This window comes from Actinomycetes bacterium (genome assembly GCA_036510875.1).
Taxonomy (GTDB): domain Bacteria; phylum Actinomycetota; class Actinomycetes; order Prado026; family Prado026; genus DATCDE01.
The window spans coordinates 16,420-28,384 of sequence record DATCDE010000207.1 but is presented as its reverse complement, the minus strand read 5'-3'; the positions used below and the strand labels follow the sequence as shown (position 1 = coordinate 28,384).

Annotated in this window: 11 protein-coding genes and 1 riboswitch; of the genes, 6 read left to right on the top strand and 5 right to left on the bottom strand. The window is 70.6% G+C overall.

The window, feature by feature from the left end:
* The 5 genes from VIM19_12185 to arcC form a co-directional block, all read left to right on the top strand.
* A partial coding sequence (locus VIM19_12185; GenBank protein HEY5185635.1) for an amino acid permease occupies positions 1-1,194 on the top strand: 1,194 nt, incomplete at its 5' end.
* A gap of 15 nt (positions 1,195-1,209) precedes the next feature.
* Positions 1,210-2,433 carry an arginine deiminase gene (locus tag VIM19_12180; GenBank protein ID HEY5185634.1) on the top strand — a complete coding sequence of 408 codons (1,224 nt, stop codon included), beginning with the start codon at positions 1,210-1,212 and terminating at the stop codon, positions 2,431-2,433.
* A 19-nt stretch (positions 2,434-2,452) separates the two neighbouring features.
* Positions 2,453-3,676 (top strand): arginine deiminase, encoded by a 1,224-nt coding sequence (locus tag VIM19_12175; protein HEY5185633.1) that lies wholly within the window; start codon positions 2,453-2,455, stop codon positions 3,674-3,676.
* 31 nt (positions 3,677-3,707) lie between these two features.
* On the top strand, positions 3,708-4,718 hold the full coding sequence (gene argF / locus VIM19_12170) for an ornithine carbamoyltransferase (protein ID HEY5185632.1): 1,011 nt from the start codon (positions 3,708-3,710) through the stop codon (positions 4,716-4,718).
* Between the two features lie 19 nt (positions 4,719-4,737).
* Positions 4,738-5,670: a carbamate kinase gene (gene arcC / locus VIM19_12165; protein HEY5185631.1), complete on the top strand. Its 933-nt coding sequence runs from the start codon at positions 4,738-4,740 to the stop codon at positions 5,668-5,670.
* A 9-nt stretch (positions 5,671-5,679) separates the two neighbouring features.
* Here arcC and VIM19_12160 read toward each other — a convergent pair whose 3' ends face one another.
* On the bottom strand, positions 5,680-7,494 hold the full coding sequence (locus VIM19_12160; GenBank protein ID HEY5185630.1) for a phosphoenolpyruvate carboxykinase (GTP): 1,815 nt from the start codon (positions 7,492-7,494) through the stop codon (positions 5,680-5,682).
* Between the two features lie 267 nt (positions 7,495-7,761).
* The gene (locus VIM19_12155; GenBank protein ID HEY5185629.1) at positions 7,762-8,523 is read right to left on the bottom strand and encodes an NlpC/P60 family protein; all 762 of its coding nucleotides are present in this window, start codon (positions 8,521-8,523) and stop codon (positions 7,762-7,764) included.
* A 90-nt stretch (positions 8,524-8,613) separates the two neighbouring features.
* Positions 8,614-8,807: riboswitch (cyclic di-AMP (ydaO/yuaA leader) on the bottom strand.
* Between the two features lie 261 nt (positions 8,808-9,068).
* On the opposite strand from VIM19_12155, the gene VIM19_12150 reads away from it, so the two are divergent.
* Complete coding sequence (locus tag VIM19_12150; protein ID HEY5185628.1) at positions 9,069-9,428, top strand: hypothetical protein; 360 nt, start codon at positions 9,069-9,071, stop codon at positions 9,426-9,428.
* 16 nt (positions 9,429-9,444) lie between these two features.
* Here VIM19_12150 and amrA read toward each other — a convergent pair whose 3' ends face one another.
* The 3 genes from amrA to amrS are packed head-to-tail and all read right to left on the bottom strand — an operon-like array spanning position 9,445 to position 11,947.
* On the bottom strand, positions 9,445-10,041 hold the full coding sequence (gene amrA / locus VIM19_12145; GenBank protein HEY5185627.1) for an AmmeMemoRadiSam system protein A: 597 nt from the start codon (positions 10,039-10,041) through the stop codon (positions 9,445-9,447).
* A complete protein-coding gene (gene amrB / locus VIM19_12140) occupies positions 10,038-10,841 on the bottom strand; it encodes an AmmeMemoRadiSam system protein B (protein HEY5185626.1) in 804 nt (267 codons plus the stop codon). Before amrB ends, amrA begins: the two co-directional genes overlap by 4 nt.
* Positions 10,838-11,947 carry an AmmeMemoRadiSam system radical SAM enzyme gene (amrS, locus tag VIM19_12135; protein ID HEY5185625.1) on the bottom strand — a complete coding sequence of 370 codons (1,110 nt, stop codon included), beginning with the start codon at positions 11,945-11,947 and terminating at the stop codon, positions 10,838-10,840. Before amrS ends, amrB begins: the two co-directional genes overlap by 4 nt.
* Positions 11,948-11,965: the final 18 nt, after the last annotated feature.

Sequence of the window (11,965 nt, the reverse complement as noted above, 5' to 3'; positions counted from 1 at the left end):
TTCGCCTCTTTGTCCAGACGGCTGCCCGCCGACGGCGGGCCCTACGCGTATGCGCGCGCGGCGTTCGGCAACCTCACCGGCTTCTCGAACGCCTGGCTGTACTGGATCACGGCCTGGTCGGGGAACGCGGCCATCGTGGTCGGCTGGGTCTTCTACGTGGAGCAGTTCGTGAACACCGACCACAGCAAGGTGTGGTCGGTCGTCCTGTGCCTGATCGGGCTGTGGCTCCCGGCGGTCATCAACCTCACCGGAGTGAAGAACATGGGGGTGGTCCAGCTGTGGACCTCGATCCTGAAGTTCGTCCCACTGGTCTTCATGTCCACCGTCGGCCTGTTCTTCGTCAGCAGCGACAACTTCACGCCGTGGAACACCAGCGGCGGGAGCGCGGTCTCTGCCATCGGCGGCGCCATGGCGCTGTGCCTGTTCTCCTACCTGGGCGTCGAGACCGCGGCGGTGGCCGCAGCCCAGGTCCGCGACCCCGACCGCAACGTCCCGCGGGCGACGGTCATGGGCACCCTCGGCACGGCCGTGGTCTACCTGCTGTCCCTGTTCGCGGTGTTCGGCATCGTCGGCTCCACCCAGCTGGGCGAGTCCAGCGCGCCCTTCTCGACCGCAGTGAACGACATCTTCGGCGGGACCTGGGCCGGCAACGTGATGGCTGCGCTCGTCGTCATCTCCGGGTTCGGGGCGCTCAACGGTTGGACCATGATCTGCGCCGAGATGCCGAAGGCCGCCGAGGCGGACGGGCTCTTCCCGTCGCGGTTCGGACGGCTCTCCTCGGCCGGGGTCCCGGCCTTCGGGATCATCGCCTCGACGCTGCTGGCCTCGGTGGCCATGGTGCTGTCCTTCTGGGGCTCGGCCGGCTACACCGTCTTCAACACCCTGGTGTACATGTCCGGAATCACGGCGGCGATCCCCTACGCGTTCTCGGCGCTGGCCCAGATCAAGTGGCGGGTGGCGGACAACCGGGCGATCCACACGCCGCGGTTCCTGCGTGACGTCCTGATCGCCGTCGTCGCCCTGGCCTTCTCCATCCTGTTCATCTTCTACTCGCGCAACACCGGTGGCAGCCTGTGGCAGGAGTACGCGCCGTTCGTGTACGCCGGGGTGGCCTTCCTCGTCGGCATCCCCGTCTACCTCGCCCAGCGCACCCGGATGACCACACCGGAGCCGGTGCCCCCGTTCCGTCCTTGAGCCAGAGGAGCTGCAATGGCGTTCCACGTTGACTCAGAAGTCGGCCAGCTGCGGCAGGTGATCCTGCACCGGCCGGGGCTGGAGCTGACCCGGCTCACGCCGACCAACGTGCACGACCTGCTGTTCGACGACGTCATGTGGGCGGGCCGGGCCCGCCAGGAGCACGACGCGTTCGCCCGGCAGCTGCGCGAGCACGGCGTGGCCGTGCACCTGTACGGCGACCTGCTGGCCACCGCGCTCGACCAGCCGGGCGCGCGGGACTTCCTCAAGGGGCGGCTGACGACGGCGACGCAGTACGGTCCGGCCCTCGACAAGCCGCTGGACGAGTGGGTGGACGCGACGCCGGCCGAGACGCTGGCCGAGCTGCTCATCGGCGGGGTGCTCAAGCGGGACGTCCCGTCCCCGATGACGACCAGCCTGCTGTGGTCGTTCCTCGGCGACGAGGACTTCCTGTTCACCCCGCTGCCGAACCACCTGTTCCCCCGGGACAGCGTGGCGCTCGTCTACGACGGGCTGGTGGTCAACCCGATGGCCGAGGCCGCCCGCAAGCGCGAGACGCTGCACTCGCGGATCATCTGGAACTTCCACCCGATGTTCCGGGACGCGGGGCTCACCTCCGTCTACGGCAACGACGACGTCGACCACGACCCGGCGTCGGTCGAGGGCGGCGACGTCCACGTGATCGGCAACGGCGCGGTCATGCTCGGGATGGGCCAGCGGAGCACCCCGCAGGGGGTCGAGCTGCTCAGTCGGGCCCTGTTCGCCTCGAGGCTGGTCTCCAAGGTGATCGTCGTGGAGCTGCCCAAGACCCGGGCCTTCATGTACCTCGACACCGCGCTCACGATGATCGACAGGGACGCCTTCTCGGTCTACCCGTACCTCGACCTCGAGCTGCGCTCCTACACCCTCACGCCCAAGGACGGCAGCGGCGAGTTCGCCGTGACGGAGAACTCCGACCTTTTCGGTGCGATCGCCGAGGCCGTGGGCGTCGACAAGATCCGGGTGCTGCGGACCCCGATCGACGTCAAGGGGGCCGAGCGCGAGCAGTGGGACGACGGCAACAACTTCCTGGCCCTGTCCCCCGGCGTCATCGTCGGCTACGAGCGCAACACCACCACCAACAAGTACCTCACCGACCAGGGCATCGAGGTCATCCGGATCATCGGGTCGGAGCTGGGCCGGGCCCACGGTGGCCCGCGCGCGCTGACCTGCCCGATCGAACGCGACCCCGTCGACTGACCAGAAGGAGCGACCAGCGATGACCTTCCACGTTGACTCCGAGGTCGGACAGCTCAAGCAGGTCATCCTGCACCGGCCCGGGCTCGAGCTGTCCCGGCTCACGCCGTCCAACGTCCACGACCTGCTCTTCGACGACGTCATGTGGGCGGAGCGGGCCCGCGAGGAGCACGACGCGTTCGCCCAGAAGCTGCGGGACAAGGGGATCACGGTCTACCTGTTCGCCGAGCTGTTGGGCGAGGCCCTCGAGCAGCCGGACGCCAAGAGCTTCCTCAAGGAGCGGCTGACCACCGCCACCCAGTTCGGCCCGGCGTTGGACAAGCCGCTCGACGACCTGGTCGACGCGACCCCGGCCCGACAGCTGGCCGAGCTGCTCATCGGCGGGGTGCTCAAGCGCGACGTCCCCGACCCGGGCACGACCAGCCTTCTGTGGTCCCACCTCGACGACGAGGACTTCCTGCTGACCCCGCTGCCCAACCACCTGTTCCAGCGGGACAACTCGGCGTGGGTCTACGGCGGCCTGTCGGTGCACCCGATGGCCAAGCCCGCGCGCAAGCGGGAGACGCTGCACTCGCGGATCATCTGGAACTTCCACCCGCTGTTCCGCGACGCGGGGCTGCATTTCTACTACGGCAACGACGACCTGCGGCACGAGCCGGCCACCGTCGAGGGTGGCGACATCCTGGTCATCGGCAACGGTGCCGTCATGATCGGGATGGGCGAGCGGACCACGCCCCAAGGCGTGGAGATGCTGGCCCGCAGCTACTTCTCCTCGGGGATGGTCAACCGGGTGATCGCCGTCGAGCTGCCCAAGGCCCGAGCGTTCATGCACCTCGACACGGCCATGACGATGGTGGACCGGGACGCCTTCTCGGTCTACCCGTACCTCGACCTGGCGCTGCGGTCGTACTCGCTGACCCCCCGCGGGTCCGGAGGCGACTACGACGTGGTGGAGAACTCCGACCTGTTCGCGGTGGTCGCCCAGGCGATCGGGGTGGACAAGATCCGGCTGCTCAAGACGCCGATCGACGTCAAGGGCGCCCAGCGCGAGCAGTGGGACGACGGCAATAACTTCCTGGCCGTCGCACCCGGAGTGATCTTCGGCTACGAGCGCAACACCACCACGAACAAGTACCTTTCGGACGAGGGGATCGAGATCGTCGCGATCGTCGGCTCCGAGCTCGGCCGCGGCCGCGGCGGGCCTCGGTGCATGAGCTGCCCGATCGAGCGCGAAGCCGTCGTCTGAGCCCGTTCGCCCGTCACACCGAGGAGCCGAGATGCCCGTCAACCTGCACCACCGGGACTTCCTCAAGGAGATCGACTTCTCCAAGAAGGAACTGCAGTACCTGCTGGACCTCGCCCGTGACCTCAAGCGAGCCAAGTACGCGGGCACCGAGGTGCCGCGGATGCGGGGCAAGAACGTGGCGCTGATCTTCGAGAAGACCTCCACCCGCACCCGCTGCGCGTTCGAGGTCGGCGCCTACGACCAGGGCGCGCGGATCACCTACCTGGACCCGCAGAGCTCCCAGATGGGGCACAAGGAGTCCACCGCGGACACCGCGCGGGTGCTGTCCCGCTTCTACGACGCGATCGAGTTCCGCGGCAAGGCCCAGTCGATGGTCGAGGAGCTCGCCCAGTGCTCCGACGTCCCCGTCTACAACGGGCTCACTGACGAGTGGCACCCGACCCAGATGCTGGCCGACTTCCTCACCATGCTCGAGAACGGCCGCGGCCGGCCGGTGGAGGAGACCAGCTATGCCTACCTCGGCGACGCCCGATCCAACATGGGCAACTCGCTGCTGGTGATGGGCGCGATCATGGGCGCGGACGTGCGGATCGCCTCGCCCAAGCACCTGTGGCCGTCCGCGGAGGTCCAGGGGGTCGCCCGCACCCGGGCCGCCGAGTCGGGGGCCCGGGTCACCCTGACCGAGGATGCCGACGAGGCGCTGGCCGGCGTCCAGTTCGTGCACACCGACGTCTGGGTCTCGATGGGTGAGCCCAAGGAGGTCTGGACCGAGCGGGTCAACCTGCTCGCCCCCTACCAGGTGAACGCCGAGGCGCTGAAGCGGACCGGCAACCCGGACGCCAAGTTCATGCACTGCCTGCCCGCGTTCCACGACACGAACACCGTGGTCGGCAAGGACATCGCCGAGAAGACCGGGATGACCAACGGGCTCGAGGTGACGGGAGACGTCTTCGAGTCGGCCGCCAACATCGCCTTCGACCAGGCCGAGAACCGGCTGCACACCATCAAGGCGATCATGGTCGCCACCATCGGCGACGTCTGACCGTGCGAAGGAGCACACCATGAGAGTGGTCGTAGCCCTGGGGGGCAACGCGCTGCAGAGGCGGGGCGAGCCCATGACGGTGGAGAGCCAGCGCGAGAACGTCCGGGTCGCCTGCCAGGCCCTGGCCCCGGTGGCCGCGGCGCACGAGCTGGTGATCTCCCACGGCAACGGGCCGCAGGTCGGGCTGCTGGCCCTGCAGGCCTCGACGTACGACGAGGCCTCCAGCTACCCCTTCGACGTGCTCGGCGCGCAGACCGAGGGGATGATCGGCTACATGATCGAGCAGGAACTCGGCAACCTGCTCCCGTTCGAGAAGCCGCTGGCCACCGTCTTGTCCATGACCGAGGTCGACGCCGAGGACCCGGCGTTCACCGACCCGACCAAGTTCGTCGGGCCGGTCTACTCCGAGGCCGACGCCAAGCGGCTGGCCGAGGACAAGGGCTGGGTGGTCCGCCCGGACGGCGAGCACTGGCGGCGGGTGGTCCCCTCTCCCGTGCCCAGGCGCATCTTCGAGATCCGGCCGGTGCGCTGGCTGCTCGCCCACGGCACCGTGGTGATCTGCGCCGGCGGCGGTGGCATTCCCACCATGTACCTGCCAGGGACCCGGACGCTGGTGGGGGTCGAGGCGGTCATCGACAAGGACCGCGCGAGCGCGGTCCTCGCCAAGGACCTCGACGCCGACCTGCTGGTGATCGCCACCGACACCGACGCCGTCTACGTCGGCTGGGGGACGCCCGACCAGCGGGCCATCCGCGCGGCCCACCCGGACGCCCTCGGCGAGTTCGGCTTCCCGGCCGGCTCGATGGGGCCCAAGGTCGAGGCTGCCGCGGACTTCGCCCGGGTCACCGGCCACCCGGCCGTGATCGGGTCGCTCCCGGAGCTCGCCGCGATCCTGGACGGCAAGGGCGGGACCCGGATCTCCGTCGACGTCGACGGGGTCGTGTACGCCTGACCGGCCCGGTCAGGCTCCGGACAGCCGGCTCTTGAGCGCCGCCAGCTCGGTGCTCATCGCGGCCGGGAGCCGTTCGCCGAACTGGCTGAAGTACTCCTCGGTGAGGTCGGCCTCGGCCAGCCAGGTCGTGGGGTCGACCGCGAACAGGGCGGCCACCTGGTCGTCGGTCAGGTCGACGCCGTCCAGGTTGAGCTGGCCGTCCTTGGGCGCCCGCCCGATCGGGGAATCGACGGCGTCCACCGCGCCCTCGACCCGGCGCACGGCCCACTCGATGACCCGGGAGTTCTCGCCGAACCCGGGCCACAGGAACTTGCCGTCGGCGTCCTTGCGGAACCAGTTCACCTGGAAGATCCTCGGCAGCTTGTCGGAGTCGAGCCGCTGCCCGAGCTCCAGCCAGTGGCCCCAGTAGTCGGCCATGTTGTAGCCGCAGAAGGGCAGCATGGCGAACGGGTCGCGACGCAGCGCGCCGACCGTGCCCTCGGCCGCCGCGGTCTGCTCGGAGGAGACCGTCGCGCCGATGAACACGCCGTGCTGCCAGTCGAACGCCTCGGTGACGAGCGGCACGTTGGTGGCCCGGCGCCCGCCGAAGAAGATCACGTCGATCGGGACGCCGGCCGGGTCCTCCCAGTTGTCCGCAATGGACGGGCACTGGGCCGCCGGGGCGGTGAACCGGCTGTTGGGGTGCGACGACGGCTCGATCGAGTCCGGCGTCCACTCCCGGCCCTTCCAGTCGGTCAGGTGCGCCGGCGGCTCTTCGGTGAAGCCCTCCCACCACACGTCACCGTCGTCGGTGAGCGCGACGTTGGTGAAGATGCAGTTGCCCCACAGCGTCTCGACGGCGTTCTTGTTGGTCTTCTCTCCGGTGCCGGGGGCGACGCCGAAGAAGCCGGCCTCGGGGTTGATCGCGCGCAGCCGACCGTCGTCGCCCGGCCGCATCCAGCAGATGTCGTCGCCGACCGTCTCGACCTTCCAGCCCGGGATGGTGGGCTGAAGCATGGCCAGGTTGGTCTTGCCGCAGGCCGACGGGAAGGCCGCGGCCAGGTGCTTGACCGCACCTTCGGGCGAGGTGAGCTTGAGGATCAGCATGTGCTCGGCCAGCCAGCCCTCGTCACGGGCCATCACGCTGGCGATCCGCAGCGCGTAGCATTTCTTGCCCAGCAGCGCGTTGCCGCCGTAGCCGGAGCCGTAGGACATGATCTCCCGGGTCTCCGGGAAGTGGACGATGTACTTGGTGTCGTTGCACGGCCATGCGACGTCCTCGGCCCCGTCGACGAGCGGCGCACCGACCGAGTGCAGGGCCGGGACGAAGTCGCCGTCCGCGCCGATCGCCGCCAGTTCCGCGGCGCCCATCCGGGTCATGATCCGCATGTTGACCACGACGTAGGCCGAGTCGGTGAGCTCGACACCGAGCTGCGAGATGGGGGAGCCCAGCGGGCCCATCGAGAACGGGACGACGTACATCGTGCGTCCCCGCATCGAGCCGCGGAACAGCTCGGTCAGCTCCCGGCGCATGGTGTCCGGGTCGCGCCAGTTGTTGGTCGGGCCGGCGTCCACCTCGCGCTGGGAGCAGATGAAGGTGCGGTCCTCGACCCGAGCGACGTCACTGGGGTTGGACCGGGCCAGGAACGAGTTGACCCGCTTCTCCGGGTTCAGCTGGATGAAGGTGCCGGCCTCGACCAGCTCGGCCGTGAGCCTGTCCCACTCCTCCTGCGAGCCGTCGCACCAGACGACGCGGTCCGGCTGCGTGAGAGCCGCGGTCTCCTCGACGAAGCGCAGCAGCTTCTTGTTCGCGGTGGGGGCGTCGGAAAGGCCAGGCACGGTCATGGCGGCAACCCTCTTCGGTTCGGCGGAGCACCGGGCGGAACACCGGGCACAGCACCGGCACACAGCGCTGTGCAGCAAGCGTGCCCTAAGTCACCCGCTCGAACCATCCCCGGAACGGCCATCGACGCCTCAAAACGCCGCGTTTGTGATCAACCCCACACCGGTGTCGCCTGGGCCGACCGGCTGCCGAAACGAGAAGTCGCGGCGGCTCCGGGGGCGGGGGGGTGCTTCCGGAGCCGCCGCGACGGCGGAGGGGCGCGGACGGGTTTACGCGATCCGGCCGGCGACCCAGCTGGAGGAGAAGATCGTGTGCAGGCCGACCGTCGTGCCCGGGTGCTGGGCGTCCCACATCCGACCGTTGCCGGCGTAGATGCCCACGTGGTAGATGCCGCCGCCCCCGGAGAAGAAGATCAGGTCGCCGGGGCGGACCGCCGAGCGGGAGATCTTCTGGCTGACCGCGTACTGGGCGGCTGCGTTGTGCGGCAGCGACCGGCCGAGGGCGGCCCGGACGACGTAGGAGGTGTAGCCGGAGCAGTCGAACGCCGACGGGCCGCTGGCACCGTAGCCGTAGGGGCGCCCGGCGTAGCGGGCCGCCATGGCGAGCACCTTGGCCGCCCCACTCGCGCTCGCGGCCACCGGCCCGGCCACCGTGACGGCGCCCACGTTCGCGGCGGCCACCTGGCCGACCGGCGTCACGACGTCGGCCTTGAACGACATCGAGGTGGAGCCCGGGGTGAAGGTCAGCCGGGCGAAGCCGTCGAGCGACGCCGTCGAGGTGGCGAACTGGGTCCACGTGCTGCCGGTCCTGGCCTTGGCGAAGAACCGGACCTCCGCGCCAGGGACGGCCGTGCCGGCTGCGCTGACCTTGACCGACGTGGCGACCTTGCCGTTGACCGGCACGGTGAGCTTGTCGTAGCTCAGCGAGGCCTGCACCGAGCCCAGCGCCCGCCCCTCCCAGACCGACGACAGCGTCGAGACGGACGCCGTAGCGACGGTGGTGGGGATGGTGGCGGCCTGGGCGGAGTTCACGGCCAAGACGCTCAGCGGGAGGCTGCAGGCGGCGGCCGCAGTGGCCAGCACGCGTCGGGAGGCAGCCGAAGTGGTACGAGCAGACATGCAACATCCCTTCCGCACGCCTGCGAGGTCAGCTGTCGGGTTCGGGCGGGAAGGTGCCCGGTCGGCCGGCCCAGTACGTCAGGCCGGTCGGCTTAACCCCAAGACCACTTCCGGCAAGCCGGTCGCGGTCAGTCCGCAAGGGACGGTTGGGTCCCCCGCTCCTGCCCAGTACGTCTTTGAGGGGGCCCGGTACCGGTGGGCAGGACTTGGCGTTGCCGGCCGGGCCATTCGGTTCGCCCGGCAGGAGCCGGGCACCGACAGACCATGCCATGGTCACCATTTCGTTACCAAAGATTTGATCTGTGACGTAGGTCACACTGGGGTTGGCGAGGGGTCGTGAGGGGAAAGGGCGGCGCGCCTGTGCACGATGCTCCGGGCGGGCGCTAGCGTCGGCGGCGGCGGCCCCAGCCGCCGCCGCGCTGGCCACCAGCCGCGGCCGACGCGATCAGGGAGTGACCATGCCGGGGTTCCAGCCGCTGCCCGCCGGCCAGATGACCTGGACCAGGAACATCCTCGGGTCGGAGGTGACCCGCCTGCACACCAACGGCGCCGTGCTCACCGTGGTGCACGGCAAGGCCGGCGACCTGGTCCCCGCCCACGGCTACACGCACGGCAGCGTCACCTACGTCGTGTCCGGCCGGCTGGAGATCGACGGGCACGTCCTGGGCCCCGGCGACGCCGGCTCCTACCGGCCCGGCACCGGCTACTTCGCCGTGAAGTTCCTGGAGGACTCGGTGTACCTGGTGGCCCGCACCGCCGAGGACGAGCTCACCGTGCCGGACATCGGCGAGCGGGCCGCGGCCCACCTCGACGCCTGAACGACCGCACCGGGCGCTACAGCGTGCGCGGCCCGTCGTCGGTGAGCTCGACCACCCGGTAGCCCGACACCACGATGTCCCGCGGCCAGTCCCCCGCCGGGAGCCCGGCCTTGCGCCACAGCGCACTGACGAACTGGGCCGGGTCGGGCAGCTGCTCCCACACCGAGGGCAGCAGGGTGGCCCGCCGGGGCAGACCGCGGGCGGTGGCCTCGACGAGCAGCCCGTCCACCCCGGCCGCCACCTGCTCGACCAGCTCGGTCACCGACTCGGCCACCACTTCGGACAGCGGCCCCAGCATGGACACGTGGATGGTCATGACGGAGTAGTCCGCGACGGTCACCGCGGGCAGCCGCGGGTCCTCGAACGCCGCACCCACCGCATGGACGGCGACGTCGACGGCCAGCGACCGGTGGGCGCGCAGGGTGCCCACGCACCCCAGCAGCTGCTCCTCCCTGCGCAAGGTGACGAAGGTGGCCCCGGGCTGCCGCAGCGCAGCAGGCAGGACGCTCAGGTCCGGTGCCCTCCACCGACCGCTCCGCAGCACCTCGGCGATGGCCGCGGCGGCGATGTCGAGCAGCAGCCGTCGCTCGTTGGCCACGATCAGCTCGGTCATGGCCGGTCCACGACCGCGAACGCGCCGTAGCCGACCACCCGGTCCCGCGGCCCGGCGGTGTCCCCGGACGAGCGCAGGTCGAGCAGCCGCACGCCGGCCCCTTGCCGCCCCGCCAGCGTCAACAGCCCGCGCAGCGCATAGGCCCCGCAGGCGTCGCGGTCGCCGATGTCCTCGGGTCGGACGCCGACGACCGCCTCCGCCGTCCGGGTGTCCAGCCGGCGCGCGGTCGCGTAGTCCTCGTAGTGCGACAGGTCAGTGCTGACGACGACGAGAGTGCCGGGGTCGTCCCACCACAACTGCAGGACCTCGGCCACCGTCGCCGCCTCGGGCTGCCCCACCAGCAGCGGCAGCACCGGTACGTCGCCCAGGCAGCGCTGCAGGAACGGCAGCTGCACCTCCAGGCTGTGCTCGGGCCGGTGCGCCTCGTCGTCCACTGCGACCGCAGCTGACGCGGCCAGCGCCTGCTCGCGCGCACCGGCGTCCACCGGCACCCGGCCCAGTGGCGTGTCGAACGCGGCCACCGAAGGCACCGCGAGGCCGGGCACCCAGGAGAAGTGCGCGGGCCCCAGCAGCACGACCCGTTCGACCGTTCCGGCCCGGGCTGCCACCAGCCGGTAGGAGCTGCCGGCCACCGGCCCGGAGTACACGTACCCGGCGTGCGGCGCCACGACCGCGTGCGGTGCCGGTGCCTCCCCCAGCCCCTCGGCCAAGGAGCGGTCCACGTCGGCCGCGAGCACGGCGGGGTCGGCCGGGTAGAAGCGCCCGGCGACCGCGGGCGGGCGGACGGCGGTCGCGGTCATGCCCGGTCACCCGAGTCGAAGTCGGACAGCCGGACCGGCTGCCTGCGGTTGCCCCAGTCCCCCGGCGGCCCGTCGAAGACACCCGCCACGGCCGTGCCGCACGACGTGCAGCGGCCGTCGTCGGTCAGCCGCCAGCCGCCGATCCGGTACCCGAGCCGCTCGACCACCCGGGTGCCGCAGCCGGGGCAGTACGTGGCGGCGCCGTCCGCGTCAGCCACGTTGCCGGTGTAGGCGTAGTGCACCCCGTTGCCCAGGGCGATCTCCCGGGCCCGCCGGACGGTCGCCAGCGGGGTCGGGGGGACATCGAGCATCTTGAAGTCGGGGTGGAAGGCGGTGAAGTGCATGGGCACGTCCGGACCGAGGGTGTCGACCACCCAGCGGGTCATCGCGTCCAGCTCGGCCCCGGAGTCGTTGAGCCCCGGGATGAGCAAGGTGGTGAGCTCGACCCACACGGTCGTCTCGTGGACGAGGTACTCCAGGGTGTCCAGCACCGGCCGCAGCCGGCCGCCGCAGACCCGGTGGTAGAAGTCCTCGGTGAAGCCCTTCAGGTCGACGTTCGCAGCGTCGAGATGGCCGAAGAAGTCCCGTCTGGGCTCCGGCTCGACGTAGCCGGCGGTCACCGCCACCGACCGGATGCCGCGCGCCCGGCAGGCGTCGGCGACGTCCATGGCGTACTCCAGGAAGATCACCGGGTCGTTGTACGTGAAGGCGACGCTGCGGCAACCGAGGTCCTGGGCCGCGCGCGCGATGGTCGCGGGGGATGCCGAGTCGGCGAGGGTGTCCATCTCGCGGGACTTGGAGATGTCCCAGTTCTGGCAGAACCGGCAGGTCAGGTTGCAGCCAGCCGTGCCGAAGGACAGCACCGCGGTGCCGGGCAGGAAGTGGTTGAGCGGCTTCTTCTCGATCGGGTCGACGCAGTAGCCGCTGCTGCGGCCGTAGGTGGTCAGCACGATGGCGTCGCCCTGGCGGGCGCGCACGAAGCACAGCCCGCGCTGTCCCTCGTGCAGGCGGCAGGCCCGCGGGCACACGTCGCACTGGATGCGACCGTCCCCGAGGCGGTGCCAGTAGCGGGTCCGCACGGCCGACGACGCGTCAATGATGTGCATGGCCACACCTCCACCGAC